Source organism: Flavobacterium taihuense, from assembly GCF_019351435.1.
Classification (GTDB): domain Bacteria; phylum Bacteroidota; class Bacteroidia; order Flavobacteriales; family Flavobacteriaceae; genus Flavobacterium; species Flavobacterium taihuense.
On sequence record NZ_JAHWYN010000004.1, the window covers coordinates 136700 to 156925 of the forward strand.

The window sequence follows — 20226 nt, forward strand, 5'->3', positions numbered from 1 at the left end:
GCTTAAGTGTCTTTGCTTAAATGAACTTTTGATTTAACTCGATTTTTTTAAAATTAAAAACTTATATGACTTATATGTTTACCAATATATTTGACGAAATGCTGTTACTTATAGAATTAAGCGATTTTTGCAATTAATTGTTGTAAATAGTTTTGTCCTTCTTCCCAATATTCAAGATTGGAATCAGAGTTGATGTGTCCTTTTTGGCCGACGTTTATAAAATCACTTCCCCAATAAGCGGCTAATTCTTTGGCTCTTTCGAGCGACATATACGTGTCGTTTTCGGTGCCAATAACCATTGATGGAAAAGGAAGTGCTTGTGTTGGAATGGGTGAAAAGTGTCTTAGGAAATCGGGTGTGTGTGCTGGAGAATCTACATCTGCGGGAGCGACAAGCATAGCGCCAATGATGTTTGGATTGTTATTTTGGGAAATCCAATGCATCACTAGGGAAACTGCCAGACTATGAGCCACTAAAATGGTTGGTTCATCTATTTGTTGAATGGTTTTTGAAAGTCTTTCAAGCCATTCCGCGAGTTGAGGTTCGTCCCAATTGTCTTGTATGACTTTTGTTGAATTGGTAAATTTTTGTAACCAAAAGCTTTGCCAGTGTTTTTCGCCAGAATCACCAAGTCCTGGAATGATTAATAAGTGCGGGGTCATTTTTTGAGTTCTTTTTTTAGGGAAACAATTCTTTGAATTTCTTTGACAACTAATGGGAAAGCGGGTTCGGTCATATTATGTCCAAAACCTTGTAATTCGTACAAAGTCGTCTGTTTATGACCTGTAAGTTTCATCATTCGCATCATATAAGCGTTTTCTTCGTAGCGTCCCAACATTTCTAATTCTCTATCGCCTGTAATTAGCAATAAAGGCGGAGCATCAGCGCAAACGTGATATAACGGTGCAAACTCATCAACTATGGGTTGAGTGTCTGGAATACCTCTTTCTTTTCGGATTTCAAAATGGGTTATAGTTTGAGCGCTTAACGGAATCAATCCTGCTATTGAATTGGCGTCAATTCCATCAGCTTTTAGCCATTTTTTGTCCAATCCCACCATCAATGACAAATACGCACCAGCTGAATGTCCCGAAACTATAATTAAAGAATCGCCCCCACCATAAGTGGCAATATTCTTGAATGTCCAAGCTACGGCTGCTGCAGCATCTTCAATGCATTTTTGAGCCTTTACTTTTGGGGATAGTCTATAATTTACCGAAACCACACAAAATCCTTTGTCTTTGAGTCCTTCGGGAAGTTCTTTGTTTCCTGAGGTTAAACCACCACCGTGAAACCAAATTACTGTGGTAAATCCTTTGGTGTTTTTTGGGTAATAGATATCGAGAACACAACGTTCCTTGATGTACGCATCACTATTGGCTGTGGCTTCGTTGTAATAAGGGATATTGGTAACGGTGGTATATTCTGTTTTTTGGGCAGAAATTAATGTTACAGAAAGTAATAATAGTAACGAAATAAATATTTTTTTCATTTTCATTTTTTATTTGAAACCATAAAAGTACAGAATTTTTTACGTTGTCTGTATTGGTTCTTATGAAAATGTAAAGCTGTTATTTAGCCCCGATAGTAGTGGCATCCCGATTTAGAAAAACAAGGCTTTTTTGCCGTAGTTTTTGTTAATCGGGAATATAACGGATAGCGGGACTGAACTTGATGAAATGCAAAAATGTCTGCTCCAAAAAAAATCCATCAACCGAGGCTGATGGATTTTCTATATTTATATGGACTGCTAAAAATTAAGCATCCAAATCTACTGTAGTTCTGCTGGCGATTTCTTTGTAGGTTCCGTTTACTAATTTCTCGCGGATGGCTTCAAAAGCTGTAAGTGTTTCAGCAATATCTTCCAATGTGTGGGAAGCAGTAGGAATAACGCGCAATAAAATCATTCCTTTTGGAATAACAGGATAAATCACGATTGACAAGAAAATACCATAATTTTCTCTTAGGTCGTTTACCATCACCATCGCTTCTGGTACACTTCCTTCCAAGTAAACTGGAGTAACACAAGTGTTTGTGTCACCAATATTAAATCCTTTGCTTCTCAAACCATTTTGCAAAGTATTTACGTTTTCCCATAATTTGTTTTTCAATCCTGGGTTGTCACGCAACAATTGCAAACGTTTCAAAGAACCAATAGTTTGAATCATTGGCAATGCTTTGGCAAACATTTGAGAACGTAAGTTGTATTTTAAATAATCGATAATATCTTTATCTGCAGCAACGAAAGCACCAATATTCGCCATTGATTTTGCAAACGTAGAGAAATAAACATCAATTCCGTCTTGGCAATTTTGCTCTTCACCAGCTCCGGCACCTGTTTCTCCAAGTGTACCAAAACCGTGCGCATCATCTACAAGCAAACGGAAATTGTATTTTTCTTTCATCGCTACAATCTCTTTCAGCTTTCCTTGTTGCCCGCGCATTCCAAAAACACCTTCGGTAATAAACAAGATACCACCACCAGTTGTTTCGGCTAATTTTGTAGCACGATCCAAGTTTTTCTCCATGCTTTCGATGTCGTTGTGCCTGTACGTAAAACGTTTTCCGCTATGCAAACGAACACCGTCAATAATACAAGCGTGAGCGTCAACGTCGTATACAATCACATCATTTCTGGTAACCAATGCATCGATGATAGATACCATTCCTTGGTAACCAAAATTCAATAAATAAGCAGATTCTTTCATTACAAAAGCAGCTAATTCATTTTCTAATTGTTCGTGATATTTAGTGTGACCACTCATCATACGCGCTCCCATTGGGGCTGCTGCACCATATTCTATCGCTGCATCCGCATCTGCTTTACGCACTTCCGGATGGTTTGCAAGACCTAAATAGTCATTCAAACTCCAGTTCAAAACCTCTTTTCCTTGAAATTTCATTCTCGGTCCTAAGTCTCCTTCTAATTTTGGAAATACAAAATAACCTTCTGCTTGTGATGCCCATTTTCCTAATGGACCTTTATTGTTCTGGATTCTTTCGAATAAATCTGTTACCATAATATATATCTGTATATGCTATTAATTTTAAGTCCCGTTCCGAAGTTTCGGAATCGGGAGCAAAAATAAATATTTATAATGTATTAGCACCTTGAAAGTATATTTATTTTTCTAAAACCAAACCATTATAAATAGCAAAGCCGTCATTCTGAGCCAAGTCGAGGAGGAGGAGCTTTTTCCTGCTGTGCATTACAAGCTCTCCGTCATAAACTTTTTTTTCTATTGTGCCGTAAGGAGCTTCTTCCAGTCGCTCTTGCGCCACAAGAAAAAATAGGTTTATTCCGTTGAGACTTTCCATTTCCATCAGGGCTAATGCGGTAATCAACCATTTTTTTTCAATAAAAACACGTATATTTGAATTAGGTATAATAGAAATGGCAATAACAATTGCAATATCAATTTGAAAATCTAAAATCTGAAGTCTAAAATCTGCAATCTAAAATTTAAATTAGGTATGTCCCAAAATACAAAAGAACTAAAACTTGCCGTACTTATTGATGCCGACAATGTTCCCTACAGCAATGTAAAAGGAATGATGGAGGAAATCGCCAAATACGGAACTCCAACCACCAAGCGTATTTATGCCGATTGGACAAAACCCAATGCAAACGGTTGGAAATCGGTTTTACTAGAACACGCCATTACACCTATTCAGCAATATAGTTACACAGTTGGTAAAAATTCTTCCGATTCAGCCTTGATTATCGATGCGATGGATTTACTGTATTCTGATAAAGTGGATGGTTTTTGTATTGTTTCCAGTGACAGCGATTTTACCAGGCTGGCTATTCGATTGCGAGAGTCGGGAATGAAAGTTATTGGTATGGGCGAGAAAAAAACACCGAATCCCTTTATTGTTTCCTGTGACCGATTTATTTTTATTGAGGTCTTGGAAGGAGCAATCAAAAAGAAAAAGCCTAAACAAATGGCTTCAGCTTCTTCAGTTGAGACTAAAGGCATTAAGAAAACTTCTGAAAAAGAAATTCCCGAAAAAGAGACTGCCATTAAAATCGACAATAAAACCATCGAACTGATAGAAGATACCATCGATGCCATTGGAGACGATGACGGTTGGGCTTTCTTAGGGGATGTAGGGAATCTAATCGTGAAGAAAAAACCAGAGTTTGACCCAAGAAGTTACGGTTTCAATAAACTTACACCTATGCTCAAATCGCTAACCGATATTTTAGAAATAGACGAAAGAGATTCCGATAAAAAAGGAATCAAACATGTGTATGTAAGATTGCGTTACACTTAAAAATAACCCACAAAAAAAAGGAGAGCTTTTCAAGGCTCTCCAATTTGTAAGTTCTGATTTATCATTATCTAGCTTATACTTAAATTCGGTATAGCTGACTATTGAGATGCTTTTTCTAATACTGTAACAGTTGTGATATTATACCTCAAGTAATTAATCAAAACTACATTCAAAGTTACAATTTATTTTAGTTAAAATATTTATATTCAGTATTTTAACTTTATTTTAACGCCTCTTATTTTATCCGAAAAAACAATTCTTTCTTAATTCTTAAATTATTAATTGAATCAGTTGTTTATTAGAGCGTGGTAAACCAATATATTTGCACTCTTGGATACTAAAAAACACCAACAAATGAAAATTGTTTTCGCCACCAATAACAAAAATAAAATCAAAGAAATACAAAGTCTGCTCCCCCAAAGCATTGAAATCATTAGTTTGCAGAGTATCGGATGTTATGAAGAAATTCCTGAAACCGCAGATACGATTGAGGGAAACGCTATTATGAAGGCCAATTATGTGACCGAGAAATACGGCTATGATTGCTTTGCGGATGATACTGGACTTGAAGTAGAGTCACTGAATGGTGAGCCTGGAGTTTTCTCAGCTCGATATGCGGGTGAACAAAAGTCTACTGAAGACAATATGGATAAATTGCTTCTAAATTTAGAAAATTCAGCGAATAGGAATGCTCAATTTAAAACCGTAATTACTTTAAACTTGAAAGGAAAGCAATATCTTTTTACCGGAATTGCCCGTGGCGAAATCACTTTGAAAAAAAATGGCAATCAAGGTTTTGGTTATGATCCCATCTTTAGACCCGAAGGCTATCAGGAAACCTTTGCCCAACTTTCCTTAGAAACCAAAAACACTATAAGTCACAGAGGAAAAGCGACTCGAGAATTGATTGATTTTTTGGACCAAATTTCGCGATAAAATCTGTTTGGAATATTGAATAAAAGCTGGGGGTATTTTTTTAAAATGAATATTCTGAAGAAATTTTTAACCAAATGATAGTTACAATAAAATATAGTACATTTGAAATGCGTTATAACTTTTCACTCAAATAATTCATTATGTTCAATGTCAAAACTTTAATTGCAATTTCTTTTTTTTTAATTCCAACAATTCATTATGGACAACACACAGATGAGATTAATTCGAATAGACCGGGCGAATCCATGTCGGCTTTTGCAGTTGGAAAAACAGTTTTGCAAATTGAGACAGGGGTGTTTGGTATTCAAGAAAGTCATAGTTTGTCAAAGTATGATGCCAATGGTTTTGGGATTGATATGGAAGTTAGATATGGTGCTTTTCTTGAAAATTTAGAGTTCATCGCAGATGTTCAATATGTAAATGAGACTTTTACGTATCCTATGCAAGTTGATGAAAGAGCCGATTTTAAGCAATCTGTTTTGGGAGCTAAATATTTGATTTATGATCCAAATAAAGGATATAAAAAAGAAGTGAATCTATACAGTTGGAAGGCCAACCATAAATTCAATTGGCATCAAGTAATTCCTGCAGTTGCTGTTTTTGCAGGAGCCAATTTTACAGGAGCTGATAATCCATTTTATTTTTCTCCTGAATCAGCAATCTCTCCAAAAGTGGCTGTTATTTTGCAAAACCATTTAGGTGACGGTTCTTGGGTTTTTGTAACCAATATCATTTCCAATTACATCACGACAGATTATCCTAGTTTAAGTTATATCTTAACTTTGACCAAAGGGATTAATAAAAAATGGTCTGCTTTTGTTGAAAACCAAGGAATAAAAAGCGATTTTTACAGTGATGCCATCGTTAGAGGTGGAGCAGCTTATTTGATTAACAGAAATATGCAGGTTGATGCTTCCATAAGTACTAATTTTAAAGATACTCCTTCGGTTCTTTATGGAGGTGTCGGAATTTCATGGCGATATGATGGACGATACAAAGAGGTGCATCTTTTGACAAAAGAAGAAGAAGCTGCCGAAAAAATAGCAAAAAAAACCAAAAGTAAAAAAGGGTTTAAAAAAACAAAGAAGTAATAGCAACTCCCCATAAATACAACAATGATTACCATTCAAGAAGCCAAAACTAAAAACGAGTTAATCGAGTTTATAAGATTCCCTTTTTCATTATACAAAGACAATCCATATTGGGTTCCACCCATAATTGCCGATGAATTGGAAACATTTGATAAAACCAAAAATCCAGCTTTTAATAGCGCCGAAGCCAATTTTTATGTTGCTTACAAAAACAATCAGATTGTAGGTAGAATTGCAACAATTATCAACTGGGATGAGGTTAATCATCAACAGAAAAAGAAAGTTCGTTTTGGTTGGTTTGATGTTATTGACGATATTGAAGTTACCAAGGCTTTACTTGAAAAAGTATATGAATTGGGACAAAAGAATAATCTGGAATATGTAGAAGGGCCAATGGGATTCTCGAATCTGGACAAAGTAGGTGTTTTAACCGAAGGTTTTGACGAGCTGGGAACGATGATAACTTGGTACAATCATCCTTATTATGCTAACCATTTTGAAGAATTAGGTTACGTAACCGAGAAAGAGTATGTCGAAAATAAATTCCCTTTTGCAAATGCAAAACCAGAATTTTTTGAAAAAATAAATGAATTGGTCAAAAAAAGATACCAACTCAAGCCAATCAATTTTAAATCGACCAAAGCGGTAATGCCGTATGTCGATAAAATGTTTGATTTGTTTAATGAATCCTATGCTAGTTTGTCTTCGTTTGTAGCGATATCTGATGTTCAAAAAGAGTATTTCAAGAAAAAATACATCAGCTTTATAAACCCAGAATACATAAAATATGTGGAGGACAAGGATGGAAATCTTGTAGCTTTTGCAATTGTGATGCCTAGCTTTTCGAAAGCGCTTCAAAAAGCCAATGGTAAATTATTCCCTTTTGGATTTCTTCATTTATTAAACGCAAGACGTAATAGTAAGGATGTCGTTTTTTACCTTATCGGAGTACATCCAGAGTATCAAAACAAAGGGGTGACTGCAGTAATTTTTAGTGAATACCACAAGACTTTTACTGAGAAAGGAATTGAAAACTGTTTCAGAACTCCTGAATTGTCCGACAATATTGCTATTCAATTGATTTGGAAAAATTTTAATCCAGTGATCCATTGCCGAAGAAAAACGTTTAGAAAAGAACTTTAAAATAAATACTTAGATTTCCGTTTTAAATAACAAAACCGACAGAGTTTCCTTTGTCGGTTTTTTGTTTTTTATCTTAATCTTATTTTAAATATCGTCAAATTCGATATCGGTAAAACTGGAGGTGCTAGGGATAATGTCTTCACTGTTTTTATCTAAAGCATATTCTTTTTTGAAATCTTTTTGGTGTCTTTCAGAAATTACTTCTTCTCCTTTGTGGTTTAAAACGTAAGAAGTCATTTCTTCTAAAATTTCTGAGAACGCTGTAAAATCTTCCTTATACAAGTAGATTTTATGTTTTTTAAAATGAAAAGATCCATCTTCTTCAGTGAATTTTTTACTTTCGGTAATCGTAATATAATAATCATCAGCTTTGGTAGCTCTTACGTCAAAGAAATAGGTTCTTCTTCCAGCTCTTAAAACTTTTGAAAATATTTCTTCTTTTTCTAACATATCATTTTCTCTCATAATCTTATCGTCATTTTTTTATTTAATAGCAATCAAAAATCTTAAAAATATATGTATTATACAACAATTAGAGCAATTCTTTTTCTGAAAGTTGCTTTAAATAAAGCGCTGCATAATATCCTTCTTGGTTTATTAATTGATTATGAGTGCCTTGTTCAATTATTTTACCGTCTTCAAGAATGATAATTTTATCGGCATTTTTTGCTGAAGAAACCCTATGACTTACAATTATAGTGGTTTTATTCTTGCATATTTCATAAAGATTATTCAGAATTGCTTCCTCGGTTTCGGTGTCTACAGCAGATAAACAATCGTCAAAAAGTAAAATAGCTGGATTTTTTATAATCGCTCTTGCTATCGAAACCCTTTGTTTTTGACCTCCGGAAAGTGTTATTCCTCTTTCTCCTAAAATAGTATCATATCCTTTGTTGAAGCCAATGATGTTGTCGTGAACGACTGCACTTTTTGCGGCAGCTTCAACTTCTGAATCAGTAGCGTCTTCTTTTCCAAACTTGATGTTATTCTTGATGCTATCCGAGAATAAAAAGGCATCTTGTGGGACGACACCAATGCTGTTTCTTAAATCAAATAAGTTGAGTTGACTTATTTCTTTATTGTCAATCAAAATTTGGCCGTTGTTAATGTCATATAGTCTTGAGATTAAAGAAATAATAGTCGATTTTCCAGAGCCCGTTTTTCCTAAAATAGCCAAAGTTTCCCCTTTATTTACTGTGAAAGTTACACTTTGAAGCGCTTTGATGTGAGTGTCTTCATAAGTGTAACTCACATTGTCAAACGAAATACTTCCTTCTATTTTTGATCTATTGGTATTCTTGTTTTGTATTTCAGGTACTATTTTCAAGAACTCATTGAGTCTTTTTTGTGAAGCTTCGGCTTCTTGAACCATAGAGGAAACCCATCCTAAAGAAGCCACAGGCCAAGTAAGCATGTTGACATATAAAATAAATTCGGCAATGGTTCCAATGCTTTTGATGGTTCCGTGAATGTACATTAGACCTCCAAAATAAATTACCACTAAGTTGCTGACTCCAATCAAAGCAATCATCAGTGGTCCGAAAAGCGATTGTACTTTGGCTAAACTTAAACTTTTACTTTTGCTTTCGTTGGCCAAATCGGTGATTATGGCTTGGTTTTGATTTTCCAATGAGTACGCTTTTACAACTCGAATTCCAGAGAAAACTTCTTGGGTATAACTGGAAACTTTGGATAAAAACTGTTGGAATGTAGTTGACCTTTTGTTGATTTCAGAACTCAATTTAAAAATACAATACGATAAAACAGGTAATGGTAATATCGTGTATAATGTAAGACGTGGAGACACATTGTACATATAACCAATTACAATGGAAAAACGAATAAAGGTGTTAATAGTGTACATAACAGCTGGACCAACATACATTCTAACTTTCGAAACATCCTCGCTGATGCGATTCATTAAATCACCAGTTCGATTTTGTTTGTAAAAGTTTTGGGAAAGATTTTCGTATTGACGAAAGACTTCGTTTTTTAAATCAAATTCTATGTGACGCGACATAACGATTAGTGTTTGTCTCATCAGGAAAGTTAGAAATCCTGCTATTATGGTTGTGGCAATAATCAAGAGAATATTCGAAATTAATTGCTGACTTATAATGCTGGTGTCTAAAGCTTTACTTTTTGAAAATGCTTCAATTTCATTAAATGATTTGCTGATCAATTTAGGGGTAAACAGAGAAAATATTTGTGCGATTATGGTGATGATTATGCCAAGTAAAAAGCTGTATTTGTACTTAATGAAATATTTGTTTAAATAGCGTAATTCTTTCATGTTTCTGAGGATTCGGTATTGAATTGATTTTGTTTTTTGTTTAATGTTTAAATTTTAACAATTATTTTAAAAATTCTTTCATCGTGTTTTATTATTGAATTTTTATTTTTTGATAAATTTAATATGGTATATTTATTTTTTATGTATGTTTGGAATGTCTTTTTGATAAATTCGTAATTTTTAACTAAATAAAATAGTACTATGAATGCTACTGTTACCACTGGGAAAGAACTTCAAAAAATGGATCCGGTTTTTGGACAATTGTCTTTTAATGATCACGAGCAAATTGTTTTTTGTAACGACAAAGATACAGGTTTAAAAGCAATTATTGGTATTCATAATTCGGTTATGGGGCCAGCATTGGGGGGAACTCGTATGTTTAATTATGCTAACGAATGGGAAGCTTTGAATGACGTTTTGCGCCTTTCCAGAGGGATGACTTATAAAGCTGCCATTACAGGATTGAATATTGGTGGGGGAAAAGCAGTTATTATGGGTGATGCCAAAACCCAAAAAACTCCTGAATTGATGCGTAAATTTGGAGAATTTGTTCATTCTTTAAGTGGAAGATATATTACGGCTGAAGATGTAGGAATGGAAACATCTGATATGGATTTGGTAAGAGATGTGACTCCTTATGTTACCGGAATCTCTGAAGAAAGAGGTGGAGCAGGTAATCCTTCTCCTATTACTGCTTTTGGAGTGTATATGGGAATGAAAGCAGCCGCAAAACAACAATTTGGTTCGGATAAATTAGAAGGTAAAAAAGTATTGGTTCAAGGTATTGGCCACGTAGGTGAAACTTTGGTTGAGTATTTGACAAAAGAAGGAGCTCAGGTTTTTATAGCTGATATCAATGAGGAAAAATTATACCAAGTAGCGGCAAAATATAACGCAGAAGTATTTACAGGTGACGATTTGTATAGTGCTGATGTCGATATTTACGCCCCTTGCGCCATGGGAGCAACAATTAATGATGTTACCGTGAATAAAATCAAAGCAAAAGTGATTGCAGGTGCTGCGAATAATCAATTAGCAAATGAGAATACACATGGTTTGCTTTTGCAGGAAAGAGGGATTCTTTATGCTCCTGATTTCTTGATAAATGCTGGTGGAATCATTAATGTTTATGCTGAATTGGCTCATTATGACAAAGCAGAAATTATGCGTAAAACCGAGAATATTTTCAATACAACATTGGAGATTTTTGAATACGCTGTTGCAAATGGGATTACAACTCATCAAGCGGCATTGACTATTGCTCAAAATCGCATTGATTTAAGAAAAATAGAAAACGCTAAATAGTTTCTAATTTTTAATATTAAAGTCTCAGTTTACATTCTCATTTTGGGACTGCAAACTGGGGCTTTTATTTTGTATCCGTTAAAACCTGAGATAGGTACTGAAAACTATATCAAATAAAGCAGCTATAAATTTTCATTTAAGCGATGGAATTCTTAGTTTTGCAAACTAATTTAAAAAGTTCTTATAAGGTGGTAAATAGAAGACACATTCGCGTTAAAGTCATGCAATCCATTTATGCAATGCACCAAAATGGTTCTGATAATCTAGAAAAAGAAGAAAAGTTCCTTTTTCATAGTATTGATGCCATCCAAGATTTATACCTAATTATGGTTTCTTCGCTAATAGAAATTTGCAAAAAAGAGACGGTTTTTTTGCATTTGTCAAGTCAAAAGCATTTGGCGACCAAAGAAGAACGTAACCCAAATGAAAAATTTATCAAAAATAGTATTTTTCAAATTCTTGCCGAAAACAATTCCCTTAGTATCGCTTTAGAAAATCGTTCGATTAACAATTGGACATTAAACGATGATTATATTATCCTATTGCTTAATGCTATAAAAGAAAGTGATTTGTATGCTAAATATATGAGTAATACAGTAAATACTTTTGAGGAAGATAAAGATTTTGTTGTTAATATATTTACTGATGTAATTGTTCCTAATGAAAAATTATATGAGTATTTAGAAGACGATAAATTGACCTGGATTGATGATATTCCTTTAGTAAACACTCATGTTATTAAGCAATTAAAGGCTATAAAGCAAGGTGAGGACGATAATTTTAGAGTTCCAAAATTGTACAAAGACAATGAAGATAAGGCTTATGTCAAGGATTTGTTTAGAAAAACAGTTTTAAACGAGACAGAATTGGCAAAAGAATATGTCGATAAAACGCCAAATTGGGATAGTGATCGAATTGCCGAAATTGATACGATCATCCTTAAAATGGCTATTTGCGAATTCTTGAAATTTCCTTCTATTCCTGTAAAAGTAACGTTGAATGAATATTTGGAATTGGCCAAAGAATATTCAACTCCAAAAAGTAGTATTTTTATCAATGGTATATTAGATAATTTGGTTAAAGAACTTGAAGAGAACAAGAGGATTATTAAGATTGGAAGAGGATTGATGTAAAAGCCATTTGGAAAAATGAATTTCAAATTTTTAAAAAAGAATTAAATCTAAATTTCACAATAAAACAAAAAGATAATTAACAAAAACTAAAATTTAAATTATGGGACAATTGCAACAGTTTTTACCGTTTGTATTAATGTTTGTAGTCATTTATTTCTTTATGATCAGACCACAGCAAAAAAGAGCTAAAAACGAAAGAGAATTTGAAAGCACATTAAAAGTAGGAGATAAAATAATTACTAAAAGTGGTATTCACGGAAAAATTGCTGAACTAGGTGATTCTACAGTAATTATTGAAACTATGGCAGGTAAATTAAAAATGGAACGTTCTTCTATTTCTATGGAATTTAGTGCTACTTTGAATAAAAAAGCATAGTTAGAAGTTATAAAAATTAAAATCCCAAATTCCAATAGTTAAGGAATTTGGGATTTTTTTATTAGGCTATTTTTTGTTTTTTTTAGCTTTTTTAGCTTTAGCCTTAGCTTTTTTCTCTTTTGCTTTAGCTTTTACCTTTGCTTTTTTTGCTTTGTCTTTTTTTGCTTTCTTAGCCTTTTTCGCTTTTGCTTTCGCTTTTTCTTTTGCTTTCGCTTTTTTGGCTTTTTCTTTTTCTTTTTCTTTCATCTTTGATTTGTTTTTTTTCTTCTTTTTATTTTTTTCTCCCTCTTCAGAAACTGTTAAATCTTTTGCAGTATTAATTTCTTCTATTTTTGGGTCTTTAGCGTCACTTTTTACGACTCCAGTTGTAGGGGCAGTAACTTTGGCTCTGCTAGGTCTTGTTGTTGTTCTGGTCGCACTGGATTTTGAAACAGTTGACTTTGTAGCAGCAGTAGCTCTTGTAACTGTTGGTTTTGAAGCTGCTGGTTTTGAAGTTGCTGATTTTAAAGGAGTTGGTTTAACAATGGGGGCTTTTACCGCAGTCGGTTTTACAACGGCAGGCTTGATAACTTCACTTTTTATAGCATCTGGATTTACTGCTTTTTCTGGAATTACCTTTTCGTCTTTTTTTTCTATCATAATTGTAATTATTAATATGTTGTTTATTGTATTGACAATATAGAAAAACAAGGGGGCGTCTTTCGTAAATCTTTCAATGTTATTAAATTGTTAGATTTATATTAACAAATATAATGAATTATTTTATGCAGCAATGTTAAGGTTTTGCTGATTTTTAAATAGATACGGGATTCTTGAGAATGAAAAGCGCAGTATTTGGATGAAAAAATCCCAAATTCCGGTACGGTTGGAATTTGGGATTTGAGTTTTTATTAGAATTTTAAATTTACGGATTTACCTGTATTTGCCATTCAAACCGATGTTGTCTAAAATCATTGGTTTTATCTTTTCAATTCTGGAAAGTTTTGTTTCTTGTCGTTTTGCGGTTTCACTATCTATGAATTCCTTTTGTTTATATGGACTTAATTCTTAAAAAGCTTCTTTCATGTTGCTGTTGTTATTCAGTTCATTTTGCAGAATAGTTGGGATTATAATTGTCCCTTTTGATTTTTCGGGTTTAATTATTGTTCTCTGTTTTTCATTTTCGATAGCTTCCTTTATGTAGGCTAGGATTTCCGTTTCATTGATTTTTTCTGCGGATGTAAAACGGCATTTTCGTAATGATCTGGCTACTCCTTAATTAGCATTGGCCAAATGTTTTTTTTCGTCTTTTTAAAACACTCCATTGAAAAACAATAGAGTAAAGAAATTTTTGAATCCTCCAACGCCAATCACATTTTTATTATTCAGTGTAAAAACACAAATGCCACATTTGGTAGTTTCACCCAGGTTGGTTTTAGTTATTATTGCTTTTAAAATATCCAATCCAGTGTCCCAATGATTGACTTTGTTCATGTAGAAGGTGGGTTATCTACTTTTTGGTGTAGCTTCTTTTTTTAAATAGTTACCCTTGGCAGTCAATTCGGCAATTCTTACAATTACATTTACTGCTTTTTGCATGCTTTCTACTGGTACATATTCATATTTTCCGTGAAAATTATGGCCTCCAGCAAAAATATTAGGACATGGCAAGCCTTTGTAAGATAATTGACAACCATCGGTTCCGCCTCTAATAGGTTTTATAAGGGGTTTAATTCCTAGTTCTTTCATGGCACTTTCAGCAATGTCTACGATATGTTTTACAGGAAGAACCTTTTCTTTCATATTGTAATATTGATCTTTTACCTCTGTAATAACAATATCTTCTCCAAATTGTTTGGCAAATTGCTTATTGAATTTTTTAGTGATTTTGCCGATTAAATCTTTTCGTTTTTCGAATTTTTTCTTGTTGTGATCGCGAATGATTAATTCCAAAGTTGTTTCTTCAATACTACCGGTTAGATGGTGTACATGGAAAAAACCTTCGTAACCTCTTGTGTCTTGAGGAGTTTCATCTTTTGGGAGTTCATTGATAAAATCGTTGGCGATAAGCAGAGAATTGATCATTTTTCCTTTTGCATAACCTGGATGAACACTTTTTCCTTTAAAAGTAATTTTGGCTCCAGCAGCGTTAAAATTTTCATATTCTAATTCTCCTACTTGACTTCCGTCCATGGTATAAGCCCAATCGGCTGCGAATTTTTCTACGTCAAAATGATGGGCACCACGACCAATTTCTTCATCGGGAGTAAAACCAATTCTGATTTTTCCGTGTTTGATGTCGGGATTGTTGATTAGGAATTCCATAGCTGTTACAATTTCGGTAATACCCGCCTTGTCATCGGCTCCTAATAGTGTTGTTCCGTCTGTAGTGATTAAGGTTTGTCCTTTGTATTGTAATAAATCTTTAAAATAGTTAGGGGATAAAATAATATTTTGTTCTGCATTCAGGATGATGTCTTTACCGTCATAATTAGGAATAATTTGTGGTTTTACATGGGCTCCCGTAAAATCTGGAGTGGTATCAAAGTGTGAAATAAAGCCAATTGTAGGGACTTCATGATCTACGTTGCTTGGTAATGTTGCCATAATGTATGCTTTGTCATCAATGATAACGTCTTGTAATCCTATGGTTTTTAATTCTTCGACTAGTTTATTGGCTAAATCCCATTGTTTTGCTGTACTAGGTGTAGTTTGCGAGCTTGCGTCTGATTCGGTATCTATGGTTACATAACTTATAAAGCGATCTATTATATGTTGCATGGTCTTTTTTGGGTAAAGATAAACATTTTTAAAAAAGAGGTTGTTGCTTTTTCATGGACTTGTTGTAAATGTCTTTAAATAAAAAAATCTGCCTTTCGACAGATTTTTTTATTTAAAACGGTTAGGATTTGGTTTGGTTTATTTATTGGGGGATTAGTTTTATTTGGTTGCTTTTTCTGCTGCTATTTTTGCTTCAGCAGCAGCTTTTTTTTCTGCTTCGGCTGTTGCTTTTGCGATTTGCTCATCTAACATTGTTGATTTTTGCAATGCTAATTTTGCTGATTCAGCAAGTTTTGCGTCAGCTTCGGCTTTTTCTTTTTTAAGTTTCTCAACGTCTCTCGTTAACTTGTCTTGCGCTTCTTTAGCTTTTTCGGCTTCTTTTTGGTAAGCAGCTATTTTTTCTTTGGATATTTTTTCAGCCTCTTCAGCAGCTTTTTTATCAGCTTCAGCTTTTGCTTTAGTAGCTATGGCTTCTTCTTTTGCAACTTTTTCTTCAGCTTCAGCTTTTGCTTTTGCTTCGATAGCTGCTGTTTTTGCAGCTTCTTTAGCTTCAGCAGCACCTTTAGCTTCCGCTTCTGCTTTTACCTTGGCAGCTATTGCTGCTTCTTTTGCTGCTGTTATTTTAGCTTGCTCTGCTGCTTTTTTGTCAGCTTCGGCTTTTGCTTTAGCAGCTTTTTCTTCGGCTACTTTGGCTTCGGCTATTGCTTTTTTTTCGGCTTCGATTTTTGCTAAATACGCTTTTTCTTGATCCTTTAGATCTTGCATTTGCTTTTTAAAATCAATTGGAGCTGCTGTTGTAGCTGTAGAGCTTTCAGAATTGACTGTTTCATTTTTGGCTTCTTGGGCAAAGAAATTTTGAGAAATTACAAGAAGTACAATTGCAAATGGTAGTTTTAAATTCATGATTTAGTGGTATTTGGTTAGATTTTGGTTTAGTTTAAGAAAGACAAATATAACTTTTTTTTCATTTTTTTAACTTTTTTGTTAAAAAAATTTTTATTTTTTGTTAAGATGTGTTTTTTGTGATTTTAAATGTTTTTAGTTAAAAATTTGATTAGTCTATATTAATGCGATAAGTGCTCTTGAAAGTAAAAAAAAATCTGCCAGTTACGGCAGATTTTTGATAAAAAGGAAATGAGATTTATTCTCCTTTTTTAGAATTTTCTTTGCTTTTATTGGTATCCATCATTTCCATAAGTTTTAGTCCTAATAAACCACTCATGGATCCATCAGTACCGTTGCTTCCGGATATAAGTACGTCTGGAATGACTTTGATTTTTCCTTTTCCTATTTCTTCGGTGATTTTGTATTTAGTAAAGTTGTCACCACCCATTGCTGAAACTTGCAGTTGATACGCTTCGGCAGTTGATTTTCCAATAGCCATGATTTTCTCAGCTTCAGCTAGACCTGTTTTAGAGATTCTTTCAGCTTCAGCACTAGCAGTAAGTTTGGTTGCTTCGGCTTGTGCTCCGGCTCTTGCTTTAGTTGCTTCGGCTTCTGCATTGGCGCGCATTTTAGTTGCTTCAGCTTCTGCATTTACATTTAGTTTCAAACTTGTTGCATCTCCTTCAGCTTTTTTAACGGTCGCATCGGCAGTTCTTTGTGCAATTTCTACGCTTTGTGACGCTTTAACAATTTCTTTTTGCATATCGGCAATTGCTGTTTCTTTTTCCATTCCTTGACGTTGTTCTTGCGCCATTTTTTGGGTTTGATAGGTTTTTTGCTCTTCTTCGGCAATTTTTCTATCGGTCAGCGTTTTCATTAACGATTCAGGCGGAACTATATCCCCAATTAGGGTATCGACAGCATTGACATTATATTCGTCCAAAACAACTTTGATATGATTTTTGGCTGATTCCTGGCGTTCTTTTCTCGTGGAAAGAAACGAAATTACATCACTTTCCTGAGCTGAGTTTCTAAAGTAATTTCCAATGGTAGGCTCCAGAACTTGCGAAACTAAATTATTCATGCTTCCAAAACGGGCAATCACTTTAGGTGCTTCATTAGCAGGTACGTGGATGATTTGGGATACATCCAGATTAAAAGGGAAACCATCTTTGGAACGTACCGTAATGGTTGATAGGTTTTGATCTAGATTATGTGATTCACTTCTTGCATCGGCCCAATTTAATACTAAGTTAGTTGTAGGAACAGGTTCTAGTTTTGTAGTGTATTTATTGAGAGCGTATTTCCCAGGTCCAAAAGGTTCCATCCAAACACCTCGTTGTCCTTTTGAAACTATATTTCCATGCTTGAAGGTATCGCCGGTGACATCCTGTCCATCTTCACCAATATAGGAAATTACAACGCCAACATAACCAATAGGCACGTCGGTCATAGGGGTTTGTTCAATTTGAATGGCCCATGAGTTAATGTAATACGAACCGGCAAGCATTACTTGAGGTTGTAATCCACGGTTTCCTCCTTTTTTTAGGAATTGGTCAAAATCTTGAAAATTATTGTGCCCTTCTACAAATTTACCCGCAATTTGTCCAATTGGAATTGGCTCTCCATCCATTGCGGTTACAATCCCGACCATGTTTTCGGAGATAACAATTTGTGGGGAAATAACCACTTCAAATAAATGAGTGTTAATTCTATAGGATCCTGTAGTTACAAAGGCTGATTGTCTTCCTTTTTGACCACCATTATCTAAAAACATTGTAGCGTCCTGGAAATTATCTGAACTTACTTTTTGAGCAAGAATGCGACCTGTTGGGATTTCGGCGCCATCTTTACTCAATAACAATCCAATATTTCCTTCTGGAATGATAGTAAATGAAGCCATGTCTATAGCATATTGCCAAGGCCACATCGCCCAATACAATCCAGGGGCAAGTGTTTTGGCTTGGTATCCTGCTTCGCCTTTGGTGGCGATTATTCTGCCATCCGGCAACGATTTATCAGTACCAAACAGAACGAATTTTTTGGTAACTAACCCGATTTTATTTTCTGGAACGATAACCATTCCAAAGAAAACACGTAAAACAAATTTGTAAAAAAGGAAGGATAAAACAATTAAGAATATCCACCAATAGGTAAGAAAAAATAGCATGTTGGTTAAGGTTTAGATTACAAACATAATTTATTTTTCTCGTAGTTTGATTCTTATTTGGAACTATTTTTTGCTTTTTTTGGATTAAATTTTGGATTCTTTTCTTTAGTTTTTAAACATAATCAAATTCGAATTCATGTTATTGTTAAGTGGAATTTATTATCTAATTTGCACTTAATTAGGAATTAGTATATGGCGTTGTTTAATCGATTGAATTTAAAAGCAAAATCCCTTATTAATACAGGATTTGGTGCCAGTGCATCCAGTTATGGAGGGCGATTCATTAATAAAGATGGATCAGTGAATGCGGTTAAAAAAGGGATTGGATTTCTGGATAGAATCAGTTGGTATCATACCATGTTGGATATGTCTTCTTGGAAATTTCTTTCAATTCTTTTGTTGTTTTATATTACCATCAATTTTGTGTTTGCTTTACTTTATTTTGGCATTGGAATTGAGCATCTTAACGGTATCCAAACGACAGATAATGAATGGGTACAGTTTGGACAAGCGTATTTTTTTAGTGCTCAAACTTTTACCACAGTCGGTTATGGACATATCAGTCCAACAGGTTTTTATACAAGTGCGTTATCTTCTGCCGAGGCATTGATGGGTTTGTTGAGTTTTGCTATTGCTACTGGTTTATTTTTTGGAAGATTCAGTAAGCCTTCTATTTTCTTGAAATTTTCTCACCATGCCATCATTGCGCCTTTTAATGATGGGAAAGCGTTTATGTTTAGGCTAGCTCCTTATAAAAACACTAATTATATTGATGCCGAAGTGAATGTAACTCTCGGAATGCGAATTGAAGAGAATGGGGTTATGACAAATAAGTTTTACACTTTGGATTTAGAATATCAAAGAATAAATTCATTGGCGCTAAGCTGGACATTAGTTCATCCAATAACGAGTGAAAGCCCTTTGTGGGAATTGTCAGCTGCTGATTATGAGTCGATTTTGGGTGAAATTATTGTTATTATTAAAACATTTGATGATATGTTCAGTACTACCGTTGCGACTCGTACTTCTTATACTTTTAATGAAGTTGTTTACGGAGCTAAATTTAAAGCAATGTATTCCCAAAGTGAAAATCACCAAAGTACTGTCTTGGACTTAGGTTTGTTAAGTGCCTTTGATAAAGTTGCTATGGATTAGTTTTTAATTTTTCTTTTAAAATACGCACTCCTTCAGAAGCGATATTCGGAATAACCACGAGTGGATTCCTTAGATTTGGTATTTGAATTGGTTTTGGATCGATATAATAAATGGAAGTTTGTTTTTTTGTAAAATCAATTAGACCTGCTGCAGGATAAACTTGGAGAGAAGTGCCAATGACTGCGAAATAATCCGCTTGTTCTGTTATTTCTATTGCTTCTTCCAAAGCAGGTACTTGTTCGCCAAACCATACTATATGAGGTCGAAGTTGATTTCCTTGTTGATCAACATCTCCAAAATTTAAGTCATCTTGCCAGTCCAAGATATAGTTTTCATTTTTGGAACTACGTACTTTTAATAGTTCACCATGCAAATGAGTTACATTCGAACTTCCTGCGCGTTCGTGTAAATCATCCACATTTTGGGTGATGATGTAAACGTCAAAATTGTTTTCTAATTCGGCTAAAATTTGATGTCCAATATTGGGTTGTACTTGTTTTAATTGCTGACGTCTTTTGTTGTAAAAATCAAGAACCAACGTAGGGTTTTTTCGCCAGCCTTCGGGAGTGGCGACATCCATTACATTATGACCTTCCCATAATCCATCACTGTCACGGAATGTTTTGATACCGCTTTCTGCACTAATTCCAGCTCCGGTAAGAACTACTAATTTCTTTTTCATCTATAAATTGCATTAGAGT

At 34.3% G+C, this 20226-nt stretch carries 20 protein-coding genes; 8 read left to right on the top strand and 12 right to left on the bottom strand.

The features are described 5' to 3' along the window. Positions 1–116: 116 nt before the first annotated feature. The 4 genes from KZH69_RS05945 to KZH69_RS05960 all read right to left on the bottom strand — a co-directional run bounded on the left by KZH69_RS05945 (position 117) and on the right by KZH69_RS05960 (position 3345). Entirely contained in the window at positions 117–662 is a 546-nt protein-coding gene (locus KZH69_RS05945; protein ID WP_219316534.1) for an RBBP9/YdeN family alpha/beta hydrolase, read from the bottom strand. After that, positions 659–1492, bottom strand: coding sequence for an alpha/beta hydrolase (locus KZH69_RS05950; RefSeq protein ID WP_219316535.1), 834 nt, complete (start codon positions 1490–1492; stop codon positions 659–661). The genes KZH69_RS05945 and KZH69_RS05950 overlap by 4 nt, the downstream gene beginning before the upstream one ends. Positions 1493–1757: 265 nt before the next feature. After that, positions 1758–3020: a cysteate-C-fatty acyltransferase gene (capB, locus tag KZH69_RS05955; RefSeq protein WP_219316536.1), complete on the bottom strand. Its 1263-nt coding sequence runs from the start codon at positions 3018–3020 to the stop codon at positions 1758–1760. A 103-nt stretch (positions 3021–3123) separates the two neighbouring features. Continuing rightward, entirely contained in the window at positions 3124–3345 is a 222-nt protein-coding gene (locus KZH69_RS05960; RefSeq protein ID WP_219316537.1) for a hypothetical protein, read from the bottom strand. Between the two features lie 129 nt (positions 3346–3474). Between KZH69_RS05960 and KZH69_RS05965 the strand changes: the two genes are divergently transcribed. The 4 genes from KZH69_RS05965 to KZH69_RS05980 all read left to right on the top strand — a co-directional run bounded on the left by KZH69_RS05965 (position 3475) and on the right by KZH69_RS05980 (position 7448). Continuing rightward, a complete protein-coding gene (locus KZH69_RS05965) occupies positions 3475–4278 on the top strand; it encodes an NYN domain-containing protein (protein WP_219316538.1) in 804 nt (267 codons plus the stop codon). 354 nt (positions 4279–4632) lie between these two features. Beyond that, entirely contained in the window at positions 4633–5214 is a 582-nt protein-coding gene (locus KZH69_RS05970; protein WP_219316539.1) for a non-canonical purine NTP diphosphatase, read from the top strand. 140 nt (positions 5215–5354) lie between these two features. Next, complete coding sequence (locus KZH69_RS05975) at positions 5355–6305, top strand: transporter (RefSeq protein WP_219316540.1); 951 nt, start codon at positions 5355–5357, stop codon at positions 6303–6305. 24 nt (positions 6306–6329) lie between these two features. After that, positions 6330–7448 (top strand): GTP cyclohydrolase, encoded by a 1119-nt coding sequence (locus tag KZH69_RS05980; protein WP_219316541.1) that lies wholly within the window; start codon positions 6330–6332, stop codon positions 7446–7448. A gap of 84 nt (positions 7449–7532) precedes the next feature. On the opposite strand, the gene KZH69_RS05985 is transcribed toward KZH69_RS05980, so the two are convergent. Further along, positions 7533–7913 (bottom strand): PUR family DNA/RNA-binding protein, encoded by a 381-nt coding sequence (locus KZH69_RS05985; RefSeq protein WP_219316542.1) that lies wholly within the window; start codon positions 7911–7913, stop codon positions 7533–7535. Between the two features lie 67 nt (positions 7914–7980). Continuing rightward, on the bottom strand, positions 7981–9741 hold the full coding sequence (locus KZH69_RS05990) for an ABC transporter ATP-binding protein (protein ID WP_219316543.1): 1761 nt from the start codon (positions 9739–9741) through the stop codon (positions 7981–7983). 201 nt (positions 9742–9942) lie between these two features. On the opposite strand from KZH69_RS05990, the gene KZH69_RS05995 reads away from it, so the two are divergent. The 3 genes from KZH69_RS05995 (at position 9943) to yajC (ending at position 12555) form a co-directional block, all read left to right on the top strand. Beyond that, entirely contained in the window at positions 9943–11046 is a 1104-nt protein-coding gene (locus tag KZH69_RS05995; protein WP_219316544.1) for a Glu/Leu/Phe/Val family dehydrogenase, read from the top strand. A gap of 221 nt (positions 11047–11267) precedes the next feature. Further along, positions 11268–12179: a transcription antitermination factor NusB gene (nusB, locus tag KZH69_RS06000; protein WP_219316671.1), complete on the top strand. Its 912-nt coding sequence runs from the start codon at positions 11268–11270 to the stop codon at positions 12177–12179. Positions 12180–12279: 100 nt separating this feature from the next. After that, positions 12280–12555 carry a preprotein translocase subunit YajC gene (gene yajC, locus KZH69_RS06005; protein WP_219316545.1) on the top strand — a complete coding sequence of 92 codons (276 nt, stop codon included), beginning with the start codon at positions 12280–12282 and terminating at the stop codon, positions 12553–12555. A 66-nt stretch (positions 12556–12621) separates the two neighbouring features. Here yajC and KZH69_RS06010 read toward each other — a convergent pair whose 3' ends face one another. The 5 genes from KZH69_RS06010 to KZH69_RS06030 all read right to left on the bottom strand — a co-directional run bounded on the left by KZH69_RS06010 (position 12622) and on the right by KZH69_RS06030 (position 18370). After that, on the bottom strand, positions 12622–13194 hold the full coding sequence (locus KZH69_RS06010; RefSeq protein ID WP_219316546.1) for a hypothetical protein: 573 nt from the start codon (positions 13192–13194) through the stop codon (positions 12622–12624). A 651-nt stretch (positions 13195–13845) separates the two neighbouring features. Beyond that, positions 13846–14028, bottom strand: coding sequence for a DUF1801 domain-containing protein (locus KZH69_RS20440; RefSeq protein WP_255557651.1), 183 nt, complete (start codon positions 14026–14028; stop codon positions 13846–13848). A gap of 12 nt (positions 14029–14040) precedes the next feature. Continuing rightward, positions 14041–15315, bottom strand: coding sequence for a peptidase T (pepT, locus tag KZH69_RS06020; RefSeq protein WP_219316547.1), 1275 nt, complete (start codon positions 15313–15315; stop codon positions 14041–14043). A gap of 159 nt (positions 15316–15474) precedes the next feature. Next, positions 15475–16218, bottom strand: a complete 744-nt coding sequence (locus tag KZH69_RS06025) for a hypothetical protein (RefSeq protein ID WP_219316548.1) — start codon at positions 16216–16218, stop codon at positions 15475–15477. A 238-nt stretch (positions 16219–16456) separates the two neighbouring features. Continuing rightward, positions 16457–18370, bottom strand: coding sequence for an SPFH domain-containing protein (locus tag KZH69_RS06030; protein ID WP_219316549.1), 1914 nt, complete (start codon positions 18368–18370; stop codon positions 16457–16459). 192 nt (positions 18371–18562) lie between these two features. On the opposite strand from KZH69_RS06030, the gene KZH69_RS06035 reads away from it, so the two are divergent. Beyond that, on the top strand, positions 18563–19525 hold the full coding sequence (locus KZH69_RS06035) for an ion channel (protein WP_219316550.1): 963 nt from the start codon (positions 18563–18565) through the stop codon (positions 19523–19525). On the opposite strand, the gene KZH69_RS06040 is transcribed toward KZH69_RS06035, so the two are convergent. After that, on the bottom strand, positions 19515–20207 hold the full coding sequence (locus KZH69_RS06040; RefSeq protein WP_219316551.1) for an SIR2 family NAD-dependent protein deacylase: 693 nt from the start codon (positions 20205–20207) through the stop codon (positions 19515–19517). The genes KZH69_RS06035 and KZH69_RS06040 overlap by 11 nt on opposite strands. Between the last annotated feature and the right edge of the window lie 19 nt (positions 20208–20226).